Here is a 25,713-nt window from a genome sequence, read left to right as displayed (position 1 = left end):
TTGGAGTTAAACTATGAAAACAATTCAAGTATACGGTTCAGGTTGCCGCAACTGCCAGGTGACCGCACAGCGCATTGTGGACGTTGCACAATCTCTCGGGCAAGACGTGGAAGTAGAAAAAGTGACGAGTCTTGAAGCGATCATGAAAGCGGGGGTGATGAGCACGCCTGGAGTCGGTGTTGAAGGTATCGTTCGCCACACAGGATCAGTGCCAACTGTGGAACAAGTCCAAGCTATGCTGGTGTCGTAACGGTATAGAGTATTCTGCGCTACTTGGGTTGCCATGTAGCGTGGTTGATTGAGAAAGGTTGAGAGAATGAAGTGCCTAATGACGGCTTGGGATAACACCGAAGCGATGTTGTATGCATGGCTGCTGAAACAAACCCAAAGCCAGCATGAAACCGAAGATATTATGCAGGAAGTGTTTCTTAAGGCGATGAGTCATAGCGAGCGATTTTGCTCATTGTCTGATGGTAAAGCTTGGATTTTTAAAGTGACGAAAAACCATCTAATAGACCGCTTACGAAAAAGGATTGAGCTCGAGCCTATCGATGATCTCCAGTCTTCAGAAACAGCGACACCTGTCATGACACAGTTGCAAACCTGCTTACCGCGTATCTTGCCTAAAATGTCTGATAGCGATAGGCACATCATTGAAGTCTGTGATTTAAATGGGGTGACACAAGCTCAATATGCGAAAACACAAGGCTTATCTCTTCCTGCAACGAAAGCGCGGCTTCGCCGCGCGCGTATTGAATTAAAACAAAGACTGATTAGTGAGTGTCAGGTTGTGCAGGATAGTTCAGGAGTGTGCTGTTTTAAGCGTGCTCAATGAGCCTCGTACGCAAGAGAGTCCAGGACACCTAATCCGCTATGTACGCCGCCTTCGGTGGTCGTCGAGGCTTTACTTCGCACCAAATAGCCCGCATATCCACCATCAGCGGTAACTGGCTTGCCATTTAAGTGAACCGTGAACAGGCCGAGTTCACTAATTAGGCCATCGACGGTATCTGCCACACCTTCTCTTACTACGAGAGCTGGTGTTATTCTTGGTGCTGGGCGAACTCGTCTCATCAGCGCCCAAGTTTCATATTGTTCAGGGGTCAGTTGTTGCAATTTTTGAGGGATGTCCTCGCCAAAAATACAGTGTCCACCGCCTTCACCTTGGTTTTTAAGCACCCAGTTGTCGACATCTTCAGTGCTGATAAAGTCGCAGCTGTTCTCATTCACCAGCCTCATGTCACCGAGGAGACTTTTTACGCGCTCTGCTTGTTGCAACGTCAGATCGAAGCGTGTCAGTTGCGCAGCCGTCATCGACGTCAGCAGCGTTTGCACTCGCTTGCTAGTAGCGAGTTGTTGGCTCACTGTCGCATTGACGGCAACCTTATGCTGCTCAATGAAAATGCGTGTGTTCATTAAGGCGTCACAACACTTATTGCTATCGATATCGTGCGCGGCGTAATCGCAATACTGATAGCCCGCTCGTAAATACACCACATCGATGCCACCAACACCATCGAGTACTAGGCGTCCATTGTCTCCGGTGCTCAGTGAGCAATGCAGCTGTTTGAAGGTGCGTCGATACGTTTCAATGCCCATTTCACGCAACTGCTGTTCGAGTAAGAACTGATCGAAAATGTTGTCTTCGTTTTCTTGCACCACCATTAAAAACTTAGCGCTATCTTGTTCCTCAGTTTGCGCTTTAATGCTCTGCGCGGCATGAACAACTCCCTCGGCTAAACGGGTGATAGCCAAGTTATCGATAAGTTTTGCATGCGGATTATCGTTCCAGTTGCTAAACGCATTTGGTGCTTGCTTTTGCAGATAGCGATGAAGTTCATGAGCGCGCTGCCCAAATGGCCCCATACCTGCTGCAATGCCATTAAACTCAATAAGTTGCGGCCCTAACTCTTGGTCATCCATAAAGTCAGTACGCATCATGAGTAGTGGTGTACGTTTGGCGTTGCCTTTTTGGTGAATGGCTTTGTGCATCGCAAGTAGCTCACGGAAAAACGCATCGCCTTGGGCTACGGGCTCAATCGCTTGTTGAAGAAACTGATGATTTTCAGCCACCACGTTGATTAATTGACCAAAAATAGGCGCTGATTCACGAAGTGCATTGAATCGGGCCTCGGAAATCGTTGCAGGCGTGAGGCTTACAGCGGCGTGTTTACTGCTTCCTGGCGTCGCTTTTAACATGACATTGTGGGTCATCATCCAGTTGATGGCATCTTGGATAGCAAGTGTTGGGGTGTTCATTATTCTTACCTATAACCTGGCAGTGGTTGACGCTTTTCATCTTCGTGGATGATGGGCTTGATTGATGGCGCCAGTCGAAAATAAAAACTAAGGTTAACTACATTTCCAATAAAGTCGAAATAACACTTCCAATTTTTATGTTGTCAACATCGATAGCGAAAGCCAATCGCTATTGATAGAAAATACCAATCGAATAGATAGGCACAGACGAATTTTCAAAAACGCGCTCTCATTGCAATATGTATCCATCGGCGCAGGACAGTGCCACACCAGATAACAAGACCATATTGAGAGAGTAAAATTATGATCAACACGACTATCAAGCCATTTTCAGCAACAGCATTCAAACAAGGCGAATTCGTAGAAATCACAGAGCAAGATGTGAAAGGCAAATGGGCAGTATTCTTCTTCTACCCAGCTGACTTCACATTCGTTTGCCCAACAGAACTTGGCGACCTTGCTGATCACTACGCAGAGCTTCAAGAGCGCGGTGTTGAAGTTTACTCAGTATCAACAGACACGCACTTCACTCACAAAGCGTGGCATGACAGCTCAGACACTATCGGCAAAATCAACTACTACATGGTTGGCGACCAAACAGGCACTATCACTAACAACTTCGGTGTGATGCGTGAAGGTCAAGGCCTAGCAGACCGCGCGACGTTCCTAGTTGACCCAGAAGGTGTTATCCAAGCAATGGAAATCACGGCAGAAGGCATCGGCCGTGACGCAGAAGACCTAATGCGTAAAGTGAAAGCAGCACAATACGTAGCGGCTAACCCAGGTGAAGTTTGCCCAGCGAAATGGAAAGAAGGTGAAGAAACACTGGCTCCGTCTCTAGACCTAGTTGGTAAAATCTAAGCGTCTCGCTTGATGTAAACCGGATTATCAAGTCCGTGTTGCACGCCCCAACCTCTCTAAATTGCTTCTACCATTGGCAGTTTAGAGAAGGGGCGTGCAGCCTTTCACTTTTCCCTCCCCAATCTATTCATTCCACTAATAACTATTCTCAGAATACGGCTTTGTTAAATTGAGATGTGGCTTCAGACTTCAGGTGAGTTGTATCACTTTTGAAGAAGTTATCTCTTTTTTTATGTTTGTATTCAATGGATGCTTCGTCTTGAGTAACAGGCGATTCACAACTAGCGCTTTTCACTTGCAATACTAGTTATCAGTATGATGAATAAGCCTTTTTATAATAAAAAGTTAACTTAAGATTTTGTCTTCTAGCCATTAGATTCTGTGCTCCTGTTTCCATATAGATAGAGAATCTCAATGTTCAGCCAAACTCGATTGGCATGCTTGGTCATGCTTAGTTTTAGCCCCACTCTTCACGCTTCTGATTTGCCGTTTATGGATCTGCTAGATGCACGAACGTCAGTGTCGAATCAACAACAAGCCCTTTCAACAGCCAGTTACGACCATGAATACTTTGATATAGATGTAAATGCCAAGGCTGGCGATGTGGTTGTCGGTCGTTTGAATCACCCACTGAACTATAAACCAAGCCATCTTAGTGATGCTTTGTACTATGAGTTAGCGGATGGTGACCATTCTCTATTTGCCTTAAGAAATCAGCGTGATGACAACGGTCGGTTGTTTGGTGAATTCGTGTTGCGTGAGGGCGCGAATTTGTCCATGGGTCAGCACCCGATTCGCGTTGTTTTAAAACAGGGTGAAACTAAAGTCGAAAGCCGCATCATCACTATTGAGGTCGTTAACCAAACGCAGTGGAGTCAATTACATCATCGTGCCATGTCTTTCCTTGAGAGCAATGGACGATTGCGCGGTTCTTTTGTCTATAGTGACGGTGAGATTGAAGATTACATTCAAGAGCTTAATGCTAACGAGGGTGCGTTTGAGGGCATGGAGTTTTATCATGCGCGAAACGAAGATGAATTGTTAGACATTCGCCCCCGCGTGTTAGGGAAAGAGCTCATGCTGGCGGCAAACCAAATCAATTCGTTGGCTTACGCACTGACCTACAGCGATCAATTTGGATATCAAGGTGAGGCTTATGAGCGTAGGCGTTTAATTTCTGCTTTATATAAAGCGATCAATCGCTATACGGCGCATTTCCCACTCAACGACTTCGCTAACACGCCCACATTGATGCATAACATGGTAACGCATCAGTGGCGATTCACCGATCCAATCAGTGCGGCGGGCTTTGTGTTGTCACCAGCAATGAATCGAGATATTGCTAAGGGTAACCCCCGCGCTAAGCAAGCGAAAGAGAGCTTTCAAAACTTATTGCAAATTGCTTTTGATCTGCCTTATCGCCAGCGCCAGCCAGAGTTTAACCGCTTCTATTTGCAAGACGATTTGAAGCGCAGCCCAGGAGCATGGTCGGATGCGAACCGTCACCACCGCATGAGAACATGGTTGATGATGAGCGTATTATGGAGTGACTATAACCAGCCACTCACTTACCAGCCTTGGTGGTATGCTGATTATGCGCCATTCGCCGCGCAAAACACCTCACTGCTGCCTGAGTGGACACCAAAAGGTGCGCTTTATGATTTGAAAACTTGGCTCGAGACCAACACTCGCCATGCATTCAAATATGGCCAATCGGGGATCTTACCAGATGGCACCATTTCGCATCACGTTGGCGCTAGGCAAGACATGGCATTTTTCGCATATGGCTTTGAATGGATGGCCGGCACGCCTTCAGAAGTCGCCGGTATTTTAGCGGACACGCCATGGAAGTTAACCAATAACACTTACAATCAGTCGACGGACTTTGTACTCGATAGTTATCCAAACTTTGTCTATCGAGGTGGTTTGGATTTTCAAACGGCTGGGCGCAGTCACGCATCTGATATCACGCCTATTTTCGGCTCTACCAAACTTATTAAAGGGATTGATACCATTCTGGAGGCGAAAAGCGGTGATACTGAGATCCGCCGCGAAACAGAGCTGGTGAATTTTCGCAATAACCTAGAAAACAATAGCCATGAAGCGACGGTGAACCGTGCTTACTGGAATAGCGATTTCATGGTGCAAAGACAATCTGGCCAGCAAACACCGGCGTACTACATGTCGTTCAAAATGAACTCATCGCGCTCTATGGGTGCAGAGAGTTTTGAACCGGATGTCGGTTATCACAATGGTTGTGGTGTTCTTCAATTGTTAGTTGATGGTGATGAGTACTCTAAGGTCATGGACAGCTGGGATTGGCATGCTTTACCGGGCTTAACAGAAGAGCTTAGAGTCGATGAACTGCCAATGAAGAGTGATTTTAAACTCTTTAACCCTAAACATTATTCGGGCGTGGTTTCCAATGGCAGTCATGGTTTTGCTTCATTTAAGTATGACAGTGAAGCGCCGTATAACTCTGCTTCTGCGAATAAGTCGGTCGCGTTTATTGACGACATAGCGGTCGCAGTTGGCTCACAAGTCTCTCGAAGTAAAAATGGTGATGGTTGGGAAGTGGCCTCCATTATCACCACTGTCGATCAGGCGTCTTGGGATGGACTCCTAACTTATCAAGTGGATGGTGGTCAGCAACAAGTTGTTGAGGCTGGCAGCTACCTTGACGACACGGTATCGGTTCAAGACAGTGCATGGTTCCACCAAGACAAAGTGGGCTACGTGGTATTGGCTCAGTCGGACACGTCGGTAATGCTAAAGGGTGGAGGTGCCATCAACAGCACTCATGGCGCTAACGAAGCGGTATTCCATATTGCGATTGACCACGGTCAGCATCCAACGGGTGAGGGCATTGGCTCAAATTATCAATATGTCGCCATCCCGAACGTGACAGCGGAGCAGATGCCAGAGATTGTCGATAGGCTAAAGCGCCAATTGGTTATCAAAACCAGCGGCCTGACTCACACGGTTTATTATTCCAGTGCGTCTGGTCATGAGTATGTTGCCATGTCATTTTATCAAGCAGGAAGCGAGAGCGTGGCGACACTTGGAGGGGAACCACTGACGGTGACTGTTGACAAGCCAGCTTTGATTCTATTAGAGCGTAATGGTGATAGTTGGTCGATATCGGCTCAGGATCCAATGCACCATGTGGATCGCAATGCGATGGAAGAAAGTGATAGCCGACGTTTCCGCTTTTTCACGCGTAACGACCGTAACACCTTAAACCTGACTATTAATAGAGGCCTTCGCTCTGGTACGTTTGATTATCAAACCCAAGGAAGAAAACCTGAGCAGAAGGCGGGTCAGACCGTGAGTGTAAATAGCTACGGCAATCAATCGGAGCTCACTATCGAATTGCCAGATTCTCTCGATAAGGCTTACAAAGGTAGACATGATCTATACACAGGGATGCCAGCCTCAGTAGTGGTACCTGCTCAATAATAACAACATGTTACTTCGCCCCCCTCTTTTCAGGAGGGGGCTTTTTTATCCTCAGTTATCCCATTAGATACTTAATAGGAATTTCCTATCAAAGAGATAGGAAAGGACGAATTTTCAAAATCACTCTCTCGTTGCAATATATCTACATCGGCGCAGGACAGCGCAACACAAACACTTTGAGAGAGTAAAAATTATGATTAACACCACTATCAAGCCATTTTCAGCAACAGCATTCAAACAGGGCGATTTTGTAGAAATCACAGAGCAAGACGTGAAAGGCAAATGGGCAGTATTCTTCTTCTACCCTGCTGACTTCACATTCGTTTGCCCAACAGAGCTTGGCGACCTTGCAGACCACTATGCAGAGCTTCAAGAGCGCGGTGTTGAGGTTTACTCAGTATCAACAGACACGCATTTCACTCACAAAGCGTGGCACGACAGCTCAGACACTATCGGTAAAATCAACTACTACATGGTTGGCGACCAAACAGGCACTATCACTAACAACTTCGGTGTGATGCGTGAAGGTCAAGGTCTAGCAGACCGCGCGACGTTCCTAGTTGACCCAGAAGGCGTAATCCAAGCCATGGAAATCACTGCAGAAGGCATCGGCCGCGACGCGGAAGACTTAATGCGTAAAGTGAAAGCAGCACAATACGTAGCGGCTAACCCAGGTGAAGTTTGCCCAGCGAAATGGAAAGAAGGTGAAGAAACACTCGCGCCATCTCTAGACCTAGTAGGCAAAATCTAAACGCTCTTAGAGCTTAACCAAACGCAGCAATAAACGACATTCGTGTCCGTGTTGCACGCCCCGCAGTCACTTTTATGGCTTCTACCATCGGCTTGTAAAAGTGGGGGGCGTGCACCCTTTAAAATCATTATTAATTCAACATCAAAAGGGTCCCCTTTTTTATTATCCCTTTTTAAATTCCTTCTGATGTTAAGCAGTCTTATAGAGTAGGTATCAGTATGTTAGATCAAGCAATGAAGCAGCAATTAAAAGCGTATCTAGAAAACGTTAAAACCCAAGTTCAATTGGTTCTCAGCCTTGATGACCTAAGTCTTGCAAACAACAACAGTACGGCAAGCAAGCTCGAATCTCTTGCTAATGACATCGCATCACTTAGCAGCAAAATTGACGTCGTTCGCGACGACGCTGCAAGCCCACGCAAGCCAGTAATGCGCGTTGTCAACCCTGAGAAGGGCACCGCTATTGGTTTTGCCGGTCTGCCAATGGGTCACGAATTTACATCACTGGTGCTAGCCCTGCTGCACACAGGTGGTCACCCAATCAAACTAGAAGCTGAAACTATTGAGCAAATCGCACAGCTGAACTCACCGCTAGATGTCGAGATCTTTATCTCTCTATCATGCCAAAACTGTCCGGAAGTGGTTCAAGCCTTCAACATGATGGCAGCCATTAACCCGCTGGTAAACGTCACCATGATCGACGGTGCTGCATTCCAAGATGAAGTGAAGCAGCGCGACATCATGGCGGTGCCAAGCGTATTCATTAATGGTGAACTGTTCGGCCAAGGTCGTATGTCACTGAATGAAATCCTAAATAAAGTCGACACAGGTGCGGCAGAGAAAAAAGCCAATCAGCTAAATGAAACCGCGCCGTTTGATGTACTGGTTGTCGGTGGTGGTCCTGCTGGATCTTCAGCCGCTATCTATGCAGCGCGTAAAGGTATTCGCACCGGTGTGGTCGCCGATCGCTTTGGTGGTCAGGTGATGGACACTATGGCCATCGAGAACTTCATTTCAGTGAAAGCGACGACGGGTCCTAAGCTAGTGGCAAGTTTAGAAGAGCACGTTAAAGAGTACGGCGTTGAAGTCATCACAGAGCAGCGTGCAGCAAACATCATTGATGCAGAAGATACCGATGACGGTTATACCCACGTAGTTCTAGAAAGTGGTGCAGTGCTAAAAGCTCGCTCGGTAATCACAAGTACTGGTGCACGCTGGCGTGAAATGAACGTCCCAGGTGAGCAAGAGTATCGCAACAAAGGCGTGGCTTACTGCCCACACTGTGATGGTCCACTATTCAAAGGCAAGCGCACAGCGGTTATCGGCGGCGGTAACTCAGGTATTGAAGCGGCGATTGACCTAGCAGGTATCGTTGAGCACGTTACCGTTCTTGAATTTGCGGATGTACTACGCGCAGACCAAGTGCTTATCGACAAAGCGAACAGCATGCCAAACATTGATATCATCACGATGGCTCAAACCACTGAAGTTCTCGGTGATGGCACACGAGTGACAGGTCTTGAGTACAAAGATCGCAACACAGATGAAATCAAGCAGATCGAGCTTGCGGGTATCTTTGTTCAAATCGGTCTGGTGCCAAACAGTGAATGGCTAAAAAGGACCAAAGTGGAGCTATCACCGCGCGGTGAAATCGAAGTCGATGCGCATGGTGCAACCAGCATGAAAGGTGTGTTTGCGGCGGGTGATGTGACGACCGTTCCTTACAAGCAAATCATCATCGCGATGGGCGAAGGTGCAAAAGCGAGCTTGGGCGCGTTTGATTTCTTGATTCGTAATCCGGCGCCGATAAAATCGGTGGAAACAGTTTAAACATAATGCCAGAAAAAACACCGCTTAAGTTAGCGGTGTTTTTTTGTCAAATAGAATAAATCTAAAACCAATAAATAACCCCTGAAAATTAATTTTATTCGGGTTATTTGGTGGGTGAATAATAATTACTTTATTATTGGTTGAGCTTCTTAATATGTATTGCTCTTAGTGATAAATGCATCCCACTATGGTGTTTGTAATTTATATTATTAACATTGGTGATGTTACATTGGTATCCAAGTAAGTCGTAGGTAATGAACTTACTGTAACGATAATTCGAAAATGGATGTCAATAATGAAATTAAAACAGTCCCAGCTATCTAAGTTAATTAAGGTAGCTAGCACGAGTATGCTTGCTGTATGCTCATTTAATACTTTAGCAAATCAGTCATGGCATGAACTGGAAAACGGCTTTGATGAGCTTTCAACAATCGTTGATTTACCATCCTTAGCGATGAAGCAGATGCAGTTTGAAGTGGTAGACCGCCAAGGGAATCGCCTCATTGGTGCTCTCAAATATCAGGGCGAGAAGGACAACAACCTTAGTTCAATTGCTTTAGTGGATGATAAGCTGGTGGCGCAGTTGCATTGGAAGCAAGCTACTTACACCGTGACTTGGCGAAATGACGATTATTCGGTACGTTCGCGAGTTCGACCACATTTAATTGAAGATAATATTGTTCACTATACGCAAGCACAATCTAGATCTCGTTATTTTTCTCCTTACTATCAATCTTTCATTCAAGCAGATCAATCTTTACCTGCACCACCTACTAAGCGCGATACAGTTCATCAAATAGTGGTTTTCGATCATTCCACCGTCCGTTATTTGACTGGGGACAGTGAGGTAACACCAGAGAATGTCGCAGTAGCTAGAGAACTATTGCAAGCAGATCTTATGAATGCTGAACGAGCTTTTAATGAAACAGATATGCAAAAAGGGATCAAAAATCGCCTTATATTCGCTGATTTTGATTTTCCTCAAGAGTCTGGAACCATTGAAACGAGGGAAGCAGTGCGGGCAATACCTGAAGTGTCACGTCTTATTGCGATTAATGCTATCGATATAGTGCAGATTATTACCGATAACAACCTAAATAATGGCTGGGGTGGTATTGCCCATAGTGGTTTAGGCTATGACGAAGACAACATTAACCGACCTGATTACTACAGTGATCCACCGTACTTTAATTTAGTGAAGGCAAATGCTATTGGTAATGGCCGCGTGAGTGCTCATGAAACCGGGCATAATTTAGGAGCAAATCACGATAGACACACGCTAGAGACCGGTGGCTGGGGAGCTGGCGGAGAGCATTATTTCGGTGCCATTAACTATGGATATATTAATTCCTCAGAAAGCCTTTATAGCATAATGGCCTACTATTCATCATGTAGGGAGACAGCAGACAGTTATTGTGAAACGGTAGTGAGCTTTTCTAATTCGAAAAAACTTCATGGAATCGATCTAGGCCGTGCTGCTGGTGTGGAAGACAGTGCCGACATGGCTGCATTCCTGAGAATCGCTGAGCAAGACATGATCCATCAGCGTTACGACATGAAGCCTATCTCGTTATCACAAAATTTGGACGGTTATCGTGTGGAGTGGCCTGATGTATCCAGTCGTTACGAGATTTATCGTAGTTACGATTGTGATCGACTGGATTTTCCTGATGAGTATGACTACGAGGGTGGTGCTGTCACCGTAACGGAGAATAACTATCTTGATGTCACTCTTGATGATAGCTATAGAGAGTGTGTGAACGTGATAGGGATGTACAAGATTGAAGGTGCGGAAGGGATAAGAAAGTCGGTGTTAGGTTCTGTCCTGGTTCCGATAAAGCAAGCATCTAACCTCGTATCGGAAGCAAATAATACGTATGTGCCTCAAGCGAATAATGCAGCAATTGCTCAAGTAGGATTGTCAGCCCCCCTAAGTGATGATTCCAAGTTATATTTGGTGTCGTCTTTGGCTCCGTGTATTGAGCCAGATCCAAACGGTTACAGTTGTTCGAGGTCTTCTACTGTAGTGAACTACGACGATTTAGCCAATGAAACGGATAATCGTCAGTTGGACTGGCTTCAGAACTATTTTGATATTTCGATTGAGGTGCAAAACGATGGAGTTCATCTGAGTGCGACATCTAAGTACTCAGAACGAGAGCTCACTCAACAGCTTGCCGATGATCTCGCTGGTCGCGTTATTGAGGAGTATGGTTATGAGCGCTGGCTATTTCACGCGAAAGCCATTCCGGTAGAGCTACTGATTACAGAGCCTTCGCTAAGCTGGACGGGCGAGAATTATGAGAAGGTGGTGAGTAAAACCACAGTGAATTTCGATATCCGTCATTTACTCCGTAAAGAACCTATTTTGGTTGATGTAGACAATGTATCACTAGCACCAGCTGAGTTCGAGGTCGTGCTTGGCGACATTAACCTTCTCGAAGGCTATCGAGTCGAGGTGGACGGTAAAGAATTGGACATTAAACAAAATGGCGATCAGGCAATACTAGACTTTAGCAGTTTCGAGGCAGGTAATTATGTAGTGACTGTCTCGAATCAAGACTTCTCAGAAAAAGAGATTCAAGTTGTCAAACACGCCTCACCAATGATTGTTCAAAGTTGCGAGATTGGGGAAGAAAGGTCATGTCGTATTCAATTGACAGGTAATCAGCAGCTTTCATCAGCAGTGATTGACCAATCTGCGGGACTAAACTTTGAGTCGGAGCGAGTTGACGCGAAGAATAACGTGATTGACTTGAAAGCCAGTTTTTCTGAAGACTTAGAGGGTGAAACGTTGAGTCTTGCTATAAGCTATCAAACGAGTGAATTGTCAGACTGGTATCCACTCACATTTGATATTGTGTTGCCGAAAAAGATTGAGTCAAAGCCCGGAGTTGGCGGCGGAGATGGCGGTAGTGGCGGTGGCGCGATTGGCCTCGAGGGGCTTTTGGGGCTTGGCCTTGCCGCGTTTTCGGTAGTGGGAGTTCGTCGTCGTAGGACATTAGAAAAGGCTTGATACAAAGTACTTCAGAGCCTACCTGGTCTTAGATTATGAGCCTAGGTAGGCTATCAGGTGAGTTTAAAGTATGTAACTGCCGTTTGTTGTTAGCAGAGCTACTTTATAGCTCGCGTTAAGTACCTTCCTATTACTGCTTTGAGAGAACGATATGAAAAATATCCTAATTACAGGCGCGACGAGCGGCATTGGTTACGAGCTTACTAAGCAACTGTGTGAAAAGGGCTTTAAGGTTGTGGCGTCAGGGCGCAGCGAAGATAAGCTGGCTCAGTTGAAGCAGCAAACGGGTTGTGAGGTTGTTGTTGCCGATCTCAGTGATGCTGGTGAAACAGTAGGTCTGTTTGATAAGGCGATCGTGCTGGTTGGTAGTGTGGATGTACTGATCAATAACGCGGGCATGATTTCTCGTAAATGCCCGATTGAAGAGTTCACGTTAGAAGAGTTTGAAGAGCAATACGCCATCAACTTGCGTGCACCGGCACTACTAAGCCGCGAAGCGCTTAAAGTAATGAAGCCAAAAAAATCGGGCCAAATCATTAATGTCGTGAGTACGGCAGCCAAACGTGCCAACGAAACCATGAGTATTTACTCGGCGATGAAACAAGGGTTGGCAGGATTCAGCGCTATTTTGATGAAAGAAGCGCAGCCTCATGGTATTAAAGTTACCTCACTGTTCCCTGGTGGTACTGATACCAGTTTCCGCGAAGCAGAGCGCCCTGAGTACATGCACCCAGCAAGTGTCGCGAAAGCGGTGATTCAGGTACTAGAGTTGCCAGCTGATGTGGTGATGCATGAAATGACGTTTAGACCAATGGTTGAAATCGAGTAATAACGTTGGTTTTGTTCGGAGAAGGCACTGTTTATAAGCAGTGCCTTTGTTTTTTGTTTATGCGAAAATGCGCACTCTAGCGTTAGTCCCTTTTTAGATGTCATCCTCATGACTGAAAAACGTCCTTCGAAACTCTGTGATCTTTCGTCTATAGACCATTTGCCATTCGGTATCAGTTAGCTCGGCATATTTTGTATTTCTCTGATTAGACAAGCGATTCTTGAGCTGACTGAGTTCGAAGTGATAATTTTGAACCATATCCTGCTGAGCGGTAACTTGTCGCTCTCTAGTTCGAATGTCTTGTTTTTGAGCGTGCGTTAAATAAGTGTGTTCAAGCTCGGCAATAAAGGCGTTTTTTTCGTCTTCACTCATTGTGTCTGGTAATGAACTCACCGCTTTTTCGAACTTCGCTACATCGGTGTTTAAACCCAAATCGTGCTCGTGGGACGATTCTAAAAGCGCTTCAAACGCGTCACGATATTGCTCTGGACTTCCAAGTAGCAGGTTTTGCTGATCCAGCTTGAAATCATAAGCGGTAAGCAATACTTCGGCCCACGCACCCCAAACAAGTTTTGCTTGTTGCTTAAATTGAGCGATGCGTGAAGCGAGAGATTCATCGCTTTCAAAGATCAAAATGCCAAGCTTTTGCTGCCACTCTTCGCTGTAACTGAGCTCTGTTGTTCCCCGATGTTGTACCTGAATGCTCGATGGCTTATCGGAGTTATTGGTGAGGTAAACATCGGTGTCTGCGATGCTTGGCTGCGTGAGTAAACTACCAACTAAAAGGATTAACTTGTTGTAATTCATTGTAATATCCGTGAGTTAGGGTGGAGTAATTATTCTTATTTATCTGTATGACTGGCACGTTAAAATCGTATGACAATAGTTGCTCATTGGTTGAATGTGATCATTTCAAATGAGGTGGATATGCAAATGTGGGCACAAATTCACATTTTTGAAAATACACTTTGGCGACCTCAAATTTGCTCTACTACGCAGATTAACTCATCGGAGGTCTGACAAGGAAAAGGTAAAATGAAGCATATTTCATTGCTTGTTTTGTGCGCGGCTTTCGCGCTCAATGTGCAAGCTAAACTGTTTGGTTATCAGTCTGGATACACACAAACCCAATACCCTATTGTGTTGGTTCATGGGCTATTTGGTTTCGACTCCCTAGCGGGTTTTGATTACTTCTACGGAATCCCGAAAACGTTGAGTAAGGATGGAGCCACAGTGTTCGTCGCGCAGATTTCAGCGACCAACAGCTCTGAAGTTCGAGGTGAGCAATTACTTACTCAGGTAGAGAATGTACTGGCGGTCACTGGCGCGAAAAAGGTCAACCTTATTGGTCATAGTCACGGTGCACCTACTGCTAGATATGTTGCTTCGGTAGCACCGGAAATGGTGGCCTCCGTGACTAGTGTCGGTGGTGTAAATAAGGGCTCTAAAGTGGCCGATTTGGTGCGCAGTACAGTCCCTGAAGGCTCTGCTGCGGAAGCAGTTGCGGTAAAACTGGCGGGTGGGTTGACCACATTGATTGGTTTGCTCTCTGGTGGCTCCGATTTACCTCAAGACGGACTGAGCTCACTTGAAGCGCTCACAACAGAGGGGTCACTGGCATTTAATGCTTACTATCCAGAAGGTGTGCCTACCTCCACTTGTGGTGATGGCGACTGGAAAGCAGACAATGGCGTTGGACAGGCACCTCGACCTACACCAATGTGCTCGACCCTGCTGACCCAGCGATGCTCATCTTAGGGCTTGCCTTTAATGAACCTAATGATGGCTTGGTGGGTCAGTGCAGTACTCACTTAGGCAAAGTGATTGGCGACGATTACAAGATGAATCATCTTGATGAAATCAATGGCCTGCTCGGTATCCACCACTTATTCGAAACTGATCCAAAAACCTTATACCGACAACACGCGAATCGACTCCAGCTTCAAGGACTATAGCCATGCAAACGACGACCAAATGGCTGCTGATGTTATCTGTTGGTTGTGCCGCTGCTGCGGGGACGTGGATTTGGAAGGCAAACCGCGATAGCTCGGACTTGCTAATACAGGCGCCCTCTCAACAGGATACCCAGATCGATGAGGGGTCACTTCGTGACACATTCGATTACTTTCTTTCTGATGTTAGCCAAACTGACGTTAAGACAATCGAGCAAAGATTTGAACACTACAGCGACCACTCTACTGGTATGGATCCTCAGCTATTTAAGAAGTTCATTCAATACAAAGCAGCGTTAGCAGAACTAGGGGTAGTGGAAGACTTTGATGCCTTGCATCAGCAAATCTTGGCACTTCAAACGCACTTTTTTACGTTTGAACAGCAGCAACGTTTGTTTGCAGAAGAAAACCAAATGCGGGAGCTTGCGCTCAGACAAAGAGAGCTAAAGCAGTTAGCTCAGAGCCCTGCAGAGTACCAGCAGATGTGGCAACAAGAGTTGGCGCAACTGTCCCCAGAACTTCAGAAGAGCTACTACAACGCGAACTTACTGACTGCGCTCAATGAGACAAACTCAATGGATGCACAAAGTCAGTTCTTGGTGCGAGAGTCATTAGTTGGTACTGAAGTGACTCAAAGGTTAGCGACATTGGATGCGAAAAGGGCGCGCTTTGAACATAATGTTCAAAGCTACATGTTAGCTCGAGCTGAGATCATAAATAATGAAGCGCTGTCGGAATATGACCGGCAGCAAGGCATTGCTGCGCTGAGAGAGCCTTTGTTTGACCGTCGACAGCTCAAAAGCCAAGAACCTTTAGAGCGTTTGCAGAAGAGTTCGCAGCAGTCGTTGAAAAGTAAAGGACAAAACAAAGGGGGGCAAAACATGCCCCTTGTGCGTTGGTTATTTTACAAGCTTGGAGACGTAAGGAACGTTTCTTAGCTTGTCGTTCCAAGGCAGCCCGTAACCGACAAGCAAATCGTCGTTTTCCATCTCATAGGCATAAAGCTGCGGGAATGGAATGTCCACTCTGCCCGGTTTGACAAATAGCGTCGCGATAGACAGAGATTTCGGTTGATAATTGGTCGAAAGGTACTCGACCAGGCGCTTCATCGTGCCACCGGACTCAATGGCATCATCAATAACGATGACATCTTTACCTTCAATCTCGATATTCTGATGATAAACAATCTCGGACTGGTTGTTGCGATCGCCCGGTGTATGAGGGCATGAGATGGTATCCATACTCACATCAATCGTCAGCTGTCTTACTAGGTCAGCGGTGAACAAGATACCACCCGGTACCACAGAGATGACCACTACCTCTTTGAATTGTTGATTGATAAGCTCAGCGACTTTCTTTGTGCCAGCTTGGATCTGCGCTTTACTCAGTACGAGCTCGCCTAAATGCCGATTACGCATAGTTTTTCTCCATTGAGCCGCGATTCCATAATACGGCATACATTTATGTCTTGATATCCTAGCACCGAGAGAATTTGTCTTCGTACGCTTTGTCTCGAGTTTGATTCAGAATTTTCGCCTACTTCTCATATCCGGCCTTGATTTAGCGGCCGAGCACCATCAATTCGTGTTAGACCTTGTCAGCATAGTCCCATCTCGCTCTAAACTGTGTTACCTTGCCTGCCTTCAAGTGTGTTTTGGGTGCGATACCAGATGGAAAAGATCTACTTTGCGGGTGGCTGCTTATGGGGTGTACAAGAGTTCATGCGCCACTTACCCGGAGTGGTAAAAACCCAAGCTGGCAGAGCCAATGGCACAACTGATACCACAGCAAGCGACTACGACGGCTATGCTGAGTGTGTACTCACGGAGTTTGACCCAGATAAAGTGACTGTGGAGCAGTTGATGGATTTCTTTTTTGAAATCATCGACCCCTATAGCCTCAACAAGCAAGGGGAGGATGTAGGGACTAAATACCGCACTGGAGTTTACAGTGTGAATCCTAATCATCTTGAACTTGTTCGACAGTATATCGCGGCGCGTCCAGACTCAGGCAAAATCGCGGTTGAGGTATTGCCGCTCAGCAATTACGTCAAGAGCGATGAGGAGCATCAAGATAGATTGACGCTACATCCGAATGATTATTGCCACATTCCTAAAAATATACTGCATAAGTATAAGGGCTAACTGGTGAAACTTATTAAAAGGGGCGAGCGCCCCTTTACTGGTTAGTGCGCCTTGACAAGCTTATCGACAACAAAATCGCGATTTCTCACCATCAGCCACATCAAGCCGCCAATCACACCAATACACAATTGAATCATGCCAAGGTTGGCAATCAGGGAATCTGGTCGAATCGATACCAACAGCATGCCTGCCGAGCCACAAATCATAGCAAAGAACTGAATCAACGCGACCGCAGAGCCGGTGTCTTTGTCTTGTTGGTCAAGCATTAGGTTGGTCGCAGGAACGCGCATCATGATCACCATCAGTGTCGCAGGTGCGGCTAGAAGCGCAAATGCCCATGGAGAGGTATCACCGAAGGTGAGTGTCATTACGCCGACGGTAACCAAAATGGCAAAGCATCCAGAGATAACGTTTTGTACGGCGATGTGGCGTGAGAGCTTCATATATATGGTTGGGCCAAAGGAGGCGACGATGGCATTGAATGAGAAGAAGTAGCTAAACTGCTGCTCGGTCAGGCCAAACCCGTTGATGTAGATGTAAGACCCGGCTGCAAGAAAGCCCATCAAGGCCATAGGCGCGATGGAAAAAATGCACAATAGAATGACAAATCGTGGGTTTTTAATCACCACACCAAGGCGAGTCCAAGAGCGAACCAGCGATCCTGTGTAACGCGTTTCTAATGTCTCTTTGTAGCAAAATGCCAGCAGAGACGCACAGGCGCCAAAAATCGCGAGCGTAACAAACATCATGCGCCAAGAGGCAATTTGCAGTAAAAACGCTCCGAGTACGGGTGCCACCATAGGCGCGATGATCACCAGTGACATAATGGTGGCCATGATGCGCTCGCGCTCGCGACCTTCGAACATATCTTTCACGATCGCAGTCGATACTACCGTGATGGCACTTCCCGCAAAGGCTTGCAGAACGCGCGAAGCGATAAGGTGCTCAATGCTGCCAGACTGTGCGCAGAGGATACTGGCTAGCATATAACTGCCAATACCAATCAGCAAAATTGGCTTGCGGCCAAACTTTTCACTCAGTGGGCCCCAAAACAAAAGACCGACGGCATAGGTAATGAAGTAACTGCTTAGCGTTAGGTTGACCATAGATTCAGTGGTATTAAATACATTAACCATGGTCGGCAGCGCAGGTAAGTAGAGATCGATTGTCAAAGGTGGAAAGGCGCTGATAATGACGAGGAACAATAGGGTGCCTTTTGACCCCAGGACAGGTTGCAGTTGTTTCAAGCTTAAATCCTTCAAGTTGATAATGTGCCGAAGTGCGGCAACATGAGAATGTCAACTTAGGTACGACAGGTGCCCAATGATATGTAGACAGGCAGAGCCGAAGTTTGATATGAATAATGTAGTTGACTAAGTCAACCAATTCTATCGCTATTGACTTCGAAGTCAACCCGCATCTTGACGGCATTCAAATCACGCCTTCTCGCGTTGAAAATTATTTTTTTGGTATGAGCGTACGCTTGTCGAGTTTTAACCTGCTTAAAACGTCGCTATGCCCCCTTAAATTGGCTATTTTGGCTCTATTTAAATTGTTGTTTTTAATAGATATTTATTATTAGTTTCAGCGTGCCCGCAGTGTTATGCTCCATAAACCAATCGTGAGGAACACGGCGCCTTTTGGGGCCAGCAGCACATATATCGAGAGACTATGCATCAAAGTAATTCGCACTACCAAGACAAGACCTTTCATCAACACGACTTCTCGCAGCAAGATCTGGCTCAGGCCTCATTTTCGAACTGTCAGTTTTACCAGTGTGACTTTTCTCGTACTGATCTCTCTGATGCGAGCTTCGAGCATTGTAAGTTCATTGATCGTAGCGATCTTGAGGGCTGTCAGTTTGAGTATGCCAATCTCAAGGATGCCAGTTTCAAGCACTGTCAGATGGCGATGAGTAATTTCGAAGGGGCGGATTGCTTCGGCGCTGAGTTTAGAGAGTGCGATCTTAAAGGTGCCAATTTTTCGAGGGCGCGATTTGCTAACCAAGTCAGCCACACCATGTACTTTTGTTCGGTGTTTATTACCGGTTGTAACTTGTCTTACGCCAATTTTGAGCGTCAAATCATCGAGAAATGTGATTTGTTTGAAAATCGTTGGATTGGGGCGAACTTGCAAGGAGCCTCACTACAGGGTTCGGACTTAAGTCGAGGCGTGTTCTCTGCGGATTGCTGGGATCAGTGTCGATTACAAGGAGCGGATCTGTGTCATGTGGATTTAGAAGGCCTTGACCCAAGACGCATCGACTTAACCGGTGTAAAGATCTGTGATTGGCAGCAAGCGCAGTTACTTGAGCCGCTCGGGTTAATTGTGATGCCAGCCTAAAAGCCTTTAAGCAAATCACCCAATAAACAATGGATTAACTACAATTATAGTGACAATCAGTCCAGTACAAGGATGCAAAATGAAAAGAGTCATAGTCGCGGGAATCACCGCGTTGGCGTTGGCGGCTTGTAGTCAGCCAGAAAGCAAAGCGGAGCAAGCGCTTGCTATTACGCCACAGAATATCGCCGGAGCATGGCAGTGTGAATATAAGCTAACGGATATCAAATCCAAGGTGCATGTCGCGTATGGGGAGAATGGCGAGTTTAGTGGTCGGGTGTTCTTAAATTATCCTGTGACGACAAGCAAAGGTGCGGTTAAGGTTGAGCTCGTCACAGGAGGCAGTTGGCAATTAGAAGGGACAACATTGACGGAGCGTTTTGAGGTGCTGAGTATGGCCACGGCAAACTCAAATGGCAATGAGTTATCTGAGCCTTTGGCAGAAGCGCTACGAGAGTATCAGCAGTTGGCCACGGAAGTGCTTGAGCTATCGGCCACCACGATGACGCTTAAAGAAGTTGATGGCGAGCAAACCCAATGTACGCGGCGCGCTAACTGACTGTGATTGCTAGCCTAAATTCACAAATAGAAGAATGTATATTTTATAAAATCATATTTTGACTCTACCAGTCCCAAGATCTGAAACTAAATTGGCAGGATGTTAAGAAAATGTTTCTGGTTCTATGGTTGGTGTCTAGTTTGGTGAGTGTTTCAGTGCGGTTTAATGCGCACTTTGAAGCGACTGTTATTTGCAGAATTTGCTATTGGCAACAATAGCAAATCGAAGCTTGCTTACACAATTAGACCAAAGAGACAAAAGTAAATGGAATTGAACAAACTTTCTCTGGCCTTGGCAGCGTCCTTGGTTAGTTTCTCTGCGCTGGCGGATACAGCGCCAGTACCTCAAGTCATTGATGCCGACCACCATCACTCTCATGAAAGTGATGACCATGATGACAATCTCGATACCGGCCCGTCTCAAGAGCGGGCAACCACCATCAATCCTCAGCCACGAGTGATGACCTTTAGTGTCCAAGCTGTGGTTGAGTGCGATGTGTCTGCTTTCGCGACATCGAACAGCCAATCTCTTATCAATGAGCTGAAAACTCAAGGTGCGGAGTGCGTGAATGACTTGTTCTCCGCTGACAGCCAAACTCAAATCGACGCCTTTAGCTCCAACAACATGTACTACGTCGCCAAACATGCCACCGAGCTGGCTAAAACCTATTCTGGAACCGGCAGCGATGAGTTGGAAGCGTTGTTTCTGTATTTGCGTGCAGGCTACTACGCTGAGTTTTATAACGATGGCGTCAGTTTCACTTCTTGGGTGACGACAGCGGTTAAAGAAGCGGTCGATACCTTTGTGGCCAACACGCATTTCTATGCCAGCAATGATGCACACGGAAAAGTGTTGGCAGAAGTGATCACCACTATGGACAGTGCTAGCTTACAACATGAATATTTAGACGTTATCGAGCAGTGGTTAACTCGCTGGAATGATGATTATGCTCAGCACTGGAATATGCGTGATGCGGTTAATGGTATTTTCACTATTCTGTATCGTGGTCAGTGGAGCAGTGCCTTTAAAACCGCTATTGCTGGGCGAGAATCTTTAGTGCGCGATCTGGCCGCGTTTGCAAAAGATAGCTCTAAGCTCAACTCTTCCTCTGAATTTATGGCTGTCAATGCCGGCCGTGAATTGGCGCGTATGACGCAGTACACCAATACTGCCATCGCTCCGGTAGTGACATCAGAGCTCACCGCCTTATTTGACCAATACACCATGTATGGCAGCGGAGACGCAGTGTGGCTTGCCGCGGCGGATGTTGCCAGCTACTACGCAGATTGTGCCGAGTATGGCATCTGCGGCTTTGAAACTGAGCTTAAAAGCCTGGTATTGAGTCAAAATTACACCTGTAGCGATACAATTCGTATTCTCTCTCAAGATCTGACCCTTACTCAGCAGCAAGCTGCATGTGACAAGATGGGCTTTGAAGAAACGCATTTTCACTTTGAGCTAGAAACCGGTAATGAGCCTGTCGCGGACGATTACAACACTCAGCTTCAAGTCAATATCTTCAACTCCAGTGATGATTACCGCAAGTACGCTGGCCCCATCTTTGGTATCGATACAAACAACGGTGGAATGTATCTAGAAGGTGATCCGTCGGTGCCGGGCAATGTGCCCAACTTTATTGCCTATGAGGCGAGCTACGCCAACCCAGATCATTTTATCTGGAACCTAGAGCATGAGTATGTGCACTACCTAGATGGCCGTTTTGATTTATATGGCAACTTCTCGACACCGACGGAAAAAGTGGTGTGGTGGAGTGAAGGGGTGGCAGAGTACATCTCAAAACAAAACGATAACCAAGCTGCACTGGACACCATTGCTGATGGCAGCGCGTTCACCTTACAAGAGATATTTGAAACCACCTACGACGGCTTCGATGTCGACCGAATCTATCGTTGGGGCTACTTGGCGGTAAGGTTTATGTTTGAGCACCATAAAGAAGACTTAGCGCATATGCTGGTGGAAACCAGACGCGGTGATTGGGCTGCTTACAAAGGTCACGTCAATCAGTGGGCGGTGCAATATCAAAGCGAGTTTGAGCAGTGGACACAGCAACTAGTGGGCGGCATCCCAGTGCCTGATGTGTGTACGAGTAATAACGCTACAGGAAGCGGCCGCGTAACGGCAGGTGAGGCGATTTGCCTCTCTTCAAGTGTCCCTTTATGGCTCAGTGTGGAAGCGGTCAATGCCAGCAGCAGTATTGCGATTTCTACTGCACACGGCAGTGGTGATTTAACACTTCGTTACAGCAACGAAGGCTGGCCAACGGGCTCTGCCTCGGACGTGGTCTCTGCTCAGCTTGGTAATGGCGAGTGTATTGTGCTGGATAAACAGGATAACTATTGGGGCTATATTCAGGTATCGGGTGAGTACAGTGGTGCGTCGTTGATTGTTGAGCTTGATACGACTGAATGTCGACGTTAGTTGATGTGTGAATGGATGGATCCCAGCCAAGGTGTGGCTGGGATTTTTTATCGTGACAGAGCGCTGGCAATCTGTGTTTGCAGCTCACTTTTGGACATAAATAGTCTACGTCCGCTCGTTTTTAACATGCCCCACGTAGCCGTCATCCTCACGAAAGTGAGGATCTCTTACCGCGTGTAATTGACTGAAAATATTCGACTAAGTCACGTAATTCAGCTTCGCGACGCGCCGCATGAGATCCCCTTTTTCAAGGGGATGACAGTGATTTTTTTGGGGGGGAGGAAGCGCGAAATGGGGCACTTCTGTGTTTCACGCCCCGTCAATACAACTCTGCACATACACCGCGAAATTATCCTAAATTCCAACCCTCGATAAAATTCCACATAACAAAACCAAAAAAGCCAGCTTGCGCTGGCAAACCTTTCTTCACTAGCCATCAGAGCTTGCTTTCATCTGGCTAACACGTGAAAGGAACACGGGAGAGGAATTGATTAAACCGGAAGCGTCGCGTCCTTGAGCCAATCAAGCGTATCGCCAGCAAGATAAGGCGATAGCAATTCGAACACTTGCTGATGATAGTTATTGAGCCAAGTTCGCTCTACGGACTCGAGCATTTCTAGGTTTAAAAGATTGGTTGCAATTGGCGCAATGGTGATGGTTTCAAACCCATAGAACTCACCAAACTCATTCGAGGTGCGCGGCACTACCTTCATGATGTTTTCAATGCGAATGCCGTATTCGCCCTCACGATAGACACCAGGTTCGTTGGTGATCACCATACCAAGCTCTAGCGCCACTTCTTTGATGTTTTGAGAGAAGTTTTGCGGTCCTTCGTGCACGTTCAAGCAGACGCCCACACCATGACCAGTGCCACATTTATAGTCAATGCCATGCTGCCAGAGTACGCCTCGCGCGAGAATATCGAGGTTCGCTCCTGTGGTGCCTTTTAAGAACTGCGCGGTCGTTAGGCGAATGACTGCTTTGAGTACCAAGGTGTAATCGACACGCTGCTGCTCAGTTGGCTGGCCGTAATGGAAAGTACGGGTAATATCTGTGGTGCCACCCGGATATTGGCCGCCAGAGTCGACCAAAAACAGATTGCTTTCATCGACGGTCGCATTGCTTTGCTCGTTGGCAGCATAGTGCATTTTGGCGCCATGTTCTGCAAAGCCAGCAATGGTCCTAAAACTGTCAGAAAGATAACCATCAAGTTGTTTGCGGTAGCCTTGTAGCTGCTGCTCTGCTGCGAGTTCTGTCACTTGACCACTTGGAACTTGCTGCTCTAGCCAGTGCATAAAGCGCACCATGGCGACACCATCTTGGATCAGGGTTTGTTCCATGGAAGCCAGTTCGGTTGGGTTCTTCTGAGCCTTCATTTTGGTGACGACACATGGTGTATCGACTAATGAAATGGTCAGATTAATCGAGCTAGCGAGCAGGCTGTCAGTATTGGTTGAGCTAAAATGAAGTTTGGTTTTGCTTGGTAGCAAGTTGATGGTGTCTGAGACTTTGCCGTAGTCGAGCGTCACAATACCTGCATCTAACAGCTGCTTTTCAAGTGCGGCATTGATTTTTAATCGGTCGATGAATAAATGGCAGCTTTGTGCAGTAATCAGTAAGTAAGCTTCTGAAATCGGACAATATGGCGTGTCTGCACCACGAATGTTTAGGCTCCACATGACATCGTCAAGAGTTGAGACTAGGAGCGCTTGGGCATCCTCGTCGCGCAGGTAGTCGCGCAGTCGAGTGAGCTTGTCATCCACCGATTCACCGGCATAGGCGATGTCATGACTGAAGATTGGCGCTTGTGGACGTAGCGGACGCTCTTGCCAAATCGGCGTTAGGATGTCAGCAAGCTCAATGCGAATGCCTTTTGGGGTCAGCTCTTGCTCCAGCTGCTGATAAAACGCGTAGCTGATAGAGCGGCCATCGACACCGACCACTGACTGTGTCGGTAGCGTTTGTGCCAGCCATTTGGCAATGGATGGCGTTTCCACTTCTTTTGCTTTGAACAGTGACAAGCTGGTGCCGGAGAGCTGCTCTTCGGCTTGAATATAGTAACGGCCATCTGTCCATACGCCACCACCTTGAGCGGTGACTACGGCATCGCCTGCTGAGCCAGTAAAGCCAGAGATCCAACTGCGCGCTAGCCAATGAGCCGCTGAGTATTCGCTGTTGTGTGGATCATTATTGGTGACGATATACGCGCTGTAGCCACGCTGTTTCATGGCATTGCGCAGAAGAGCTAATCGCTCACAAATTGGGTTCTGTTTCATACAGGGGACGTTCCTAATGTCGAGTGAGTACAAAAAATATGGTGATGCTGGTTACCCGTTTTCGTGGGTGGTTGCTGTCCACATTGCTCCGTTGCATCTGGGCAGCGAGTCCTAAATACGCAGCCGCTCGGCGGATTGAGTGGAGAAGGTAAATCTCCGCTCAAAAGTTGAATGTCGCGCGCTTTGGCGAGTGTCGGATTGGCGATGGGCACTGCGGAAAGGAGTGCTTTGGTGTAGGGGTGTTTAGCCTCATCAAACACTTGCTGATAATGTCCTACTTCCATTGGTTTGCCAAGATACATCACCATCACGCGATCGCTGATATGTCGAACCACACTCAGATCGTGGGCAATCATGACGAGGGTCAGGCCCATCTCTTTTTTTAAGTCATCGAGTAAGTTAATGACCTGTGCTTGAACCGAGACATCCAATGCACTGACTGGCTCATCACAGACGACGAGGTCAGGGTTGAGGATCAGCGCTCTGGCAATGCCGACACGCTGGCATTGACCGCCTGAAAACTCATGGGGATAGCGATTACGCTGGCTTGCCAATAGTCCGACTTTGTCCATCATCGCAATGACACGTCGTTCGACTTCTTGGCGCTTAAGCTGAGGCTCGTGGGTGAGCAGCGGTTCGGCAATACACTCAGCGATGGTTAGCCTTGGGTTCAAACAGGCAGAGGGATCTTGGAATACCATTTGAAATTCACGGCGGCGGCGAGCAAGTTCGGCTTTACCAAATGCGCGCATGTCTTCACCTTTCCAGATGAGATCACCGTGAGTTGGTTCGATCAATCTCAGCAGCGCACGCGCTAGTGTCGATTTGCCGCAACCCGATTCGCCCACGATTCCTAAAGTTTCGCCGCGATAAACATCAAGATCAATGCCATTGACGGCCTTAACCACCTTACGTTTGCTGGCGATAAGGTGTTTTTTGACCGTAAAGTGTACTTGCAGATCTTGCGCCGCCAATAGTATCTCTTTGCGTTGCATACTA

The 25,713-nt window shown here is 46.9% G+C and carries 19 protein-coding genes and 1 pseudogene; 14 read left to right on the top strand and 6 right to left on the bottom strand.

Translation table 11 applies throughout. From position 1 onward, the window contains the following. Positions 1 to 13 precede the first annotated feature (13 nt). The gene (locus AAA946_RS22735; protein ID WP_042500046.1) at positions 14 to 250 is read left to right on the top strand and encodes a thioredoxin family protein; all 237 of its coding nucleotides are present in this window, start codon (positions 14 to 16) and stop codon (positions 248 to 250) included. 78 nt (positions 251 to 328) lie between these two features. Next, positions 329 to 835 carry a sigma-70 family RNA polymerase sigma factor gene (locus AAA946_RS22730; RefSeq protein ID WP_338167227.1) on the top strand — a complete coding sequence of 169 codons (507 nt, stop codon included), beginning with the start codon at positions 329 to 331 and terminating at the stop codon, positions 833 to 835. Here the strand turns inward: AAA946_RS22730 and AAA946_RS22725 are convergent. Further along, complete coding sequence (locus AAA946_RS22725) at positions 829 to 2,259, bottom strand: glutathione synthase (RefSeq protein ID WP_338167016.1); 1,431 nt, start codon at positions 2,257 to 2,259, stop codon at positions 829 to 831. The genes AAA946_RS22730 and AAA946_RS22725 overlap by 7 nt on opposite strands. A 303-nt stretch (positions 2,260 to 2,562) precedes the next feature. Between AAA946_RS22725 and ahpC (AAA946_RS22720) the strand changes: the two genes are divergently transcribed. The 6 genes from ahpC (AAA946_RS22720) (at position 2,563) to AAA946_RS22695 (ending at position 13,004) form a co-directional block, all read left to right on the top strand. Then, positions 2,563 to 3,120 carry an alkyl hydroperoxide reductase subunit C gene (ahpC, locus tag AAA946_RS22720; protein WP_006069782.1) on the top strand — a complete coding sequence of 186 codons (558 nt, stop codon included), beginning with the start codon at positions 2,563 to 2,565 and terminating at the stop codon, positions 3,118 to 3,120. Positions 3,121 to 3,534: 414 nt separating this feature from the next. Further along, positions 3,535 to 6,579 carry a polysaccharide lyase family 8 super-sandwich domain-containing protein gene (locus AAA946_RS22715; protein WP_338167015.1) on the top strand — a complete coding sequence of 1,015 codons (3,045 nt, stop codon included), beginning with the start codon at positions 3,535 to 3,537 and terminating at the stop codon, positions 6,577 to 6,579. Positions 6,580 to 6,772: 193 nt separating this feature from the next. Next, a complete protein-coding gene (gene ahpC / locus AAA946_RS22710; RefSeq protein WP_042500071.1) occupies positions 6,773 to 7,330 on the top strand; it encodes an alkyl hydroperoxide reductase subunit C in 558 nt (185 codons plus the stop codon). Between the two features lie 218 nt (positions 7,331 to 7,548). After that, positions 7,549 to 9,159 (top strand): alkyl hydroperoxide reductase subunit F, encoded by a 1,611-nt coding sequence (gene ahpF, locus AAA946_RS22705; protein WP_338167014.1) that lies wholly within the window; start codon positions 7,549 to 7,551, stop codon positions 9,157 to 9,159. Positions 9,160 to 9,454: 295 nt separating this feature from the next. Further along, entirely contained in the window at positions 9,455 to 12,175 is a 2,721-nt protein-coding gene (locus AAA946_RS22700; protein ID WP_338167013.1) for a M12 family metallo-peptidase, read from the top strand. 151 nt (positions 12,176 to 12,326) lie between these two features. Next, positions 12,327 to 13,004 carry an SDR family oxidoreductase gene (locus tag AAA946_RS22695; RefSeq protein WP_338167012.1) on the top strand — a complete coding sequence of 226 codons (678 nt, stop codon included), beginning with the start codon at positions 12,327 to 12,329 and terminating at the stop codon, positions 13,002 to 13,004. Between the two features lie 93 nt (positions 13,005 to 13,097). On the opposite strand, the gene AAA946_RS22690 is transcribed toward AAA946_RS22695, so the two are convergent. Continuing rightward, positions 13,098 to 13,811 carry a hypothetical protein gene (locus AAA946_RS22690; protein WP_338167011.1) on the bottom strand — a complete coding sequence of 238 codons (714 nt, stop codon included), beginning with the start codon at positions 13,809 to 13,811 and terminating at the stop codon, positions 13,098 to 13,100. A 228-nt stretch (positions 13,812 to 14,039) separates the two neighbouring features. On the opposite strand from AAA946_RS22690, the pseudogene AAA946_RS22685 reads away from it, so the two are divergent. Both AAA946_RS22685 and AAA946_RS22680 read left to right on the top strand, forming a co-directional pair. Then, positions 14,040 to 14,959: pseudogene (locus AAA946_RS22685) on the top strand (lipase family alpha/beta hydrolase). Between the two features lie 2 nt (positions 14,960 to 14,961). Next, positions 14,962 to 15,894: a lipase secretion chaperone gene (locus tag AAA946_RS22680; RefSeq protein WP_338167010.1), complete on the top strand. Its 933-nt coding sequence runs from the start codon at positions 14,962 to 14,964 to the stop codon at positions 15,892 to 15,894. Here the strand turns inward: AAA946_RS22680 and AAA946_RS22675 are convergent. After that, entirely contained in the window at positions 15,856 to 16,374 is a 519-nt protein-coding gene (locus tag AAA946_RS22675; RefSeq protein WP_338167009.1) for a phosphoribosyltransferase, read from the bottom strand. The two genes, AAA946_RS22680 and AAA946_RS22675, sit on opposite strands and share 39 nt — an antisense overlap. A 252-nt stretch (positions 16,375 to 16,626) precedes the next feature. Here AAA946_RS22675 and AAA946_RS22670 point away from each other — a divergent pair, with 252 nt between their 5' ends. After that, entirely contained in the window at positions 16,627 to 17,100 is a 474-nt protein-coding gene (locus AAA946_RS22670) for a peptide-methionine (S)-S-oxide reductase (RefSeq protein ID WP_338167008.1), read from the top strand. A 41-nt stretch (positions 17,101 to 17,141) separates the two neighbouring features. Here the strand turns inward: AAA946_RS22670 and AAA946_RS22665 are convergent, their stop codons facing one another. After that, positions 17,142 to 18,347 (bottom strand): multidrug effflux MFS transporter, encoded by a 1,206-nt coding sequence (locus AAA946_RS22665; protein ID WP_338167007.1) that lies wholly within the window; start codon positions 18,345 to 18,347, stop codon positions 17,142 to 17,144. A gap of 424 nt (positions 18,348 to 18,771) precedes the next feature. On the opposite strand from AAA946_RS22665, the gene AAA946_RS22660 reads away from it, so the two are divergent. From AAA946_RS22660 to AAA946_RS22650, 3 genes are all read left to right on the top strand, one after another. Continuing rightward, a complete protein-coding gene (locus AAA946_RS22660) occupies positions 18,772 to 19,443 on the top strand; it encodes a Qnr family pentapeptide repeat protein (RefSeq protein ID WP_338167006.1) in 672 nt (223 codons plus the stop codon). Between the two features lie 79 nt (positions 19,444 to 19,522). Beyond that, the gene (locus AAA946_RS22655; protein WP_338167005.1) at positions 19,523 to 19,999 is read left to right on the top strand and encodes a hypothetical protein; all 477 of its coding nucleotides are present in this window, start codon (positions 19,523 to 19,525) and stop codon (positions 19,997 to 19,999) included. A 264-nt stretch (positions 20,000 to 20,263) separates the two neighbouring features. Beyond that, a complete protein-coding gene (locus AAA946_RS22650) occupies positions 20,264 to 22,438 on the top strand; it encodes a M9 family metallopeptidase (RefSeq protein WP_338167004.1) in 2,175 nt (724 codons plus the stop codon). A 491-nt stretch (positions 22,439 to 22,929) separates the two neighbouring features. On the opposite strand, the gene AAA946_RS22645 is transcribed toward AAA946_RS22650, so the two are convergent. Together AAA946_RS22645 and AAA946_RS22640 are read right to left on the bottom strand one after the other, a co-directional pair. Further along, positions 22,930 to 24,714 (bottom strand): aminopeptidase P family protein, encoded by a 1,785-nt coding sequence (locus tag AAA946_RS22645; protein ID WP_338167003.1) that lies wholly within the window; start codon positions 24,712 to 24,714, stop codon positions 22,930 to 22,932. Continuing rightward, complete coding sequence (locus AAA946_RS22640; RefSeq protein ID WP_338167002.1) at positions 24,711 to 25,709, bottom strand: ABC transporter ATP-binding protein; 999 nt, start codon at positions 25,707 to 25,709, stop codon at positions 24,711 to 24,713. The genes AAA946_RS22645 and AAA946_RS22640 overlap by 4 nt, the downstream gene beginning before the upstream one ends. Between the last annotated feature and the right edge of the window lie 4 nt (positions 25,710 to 25,713).

It is taken from the genome of Vibrio sp. 10N (genome assembly GCF_036245475.1).
GTDB lineage: Bacteria > Pseudomonadota > Gammaproteobacteria > Enterobacterales > Vibrionaceae > Vibrio.
The sequence above is the reverse complement of the archived record's forward strand: the minus strand, read 5'-3'. Positions and strand labels throughout refer to the sequence as shown.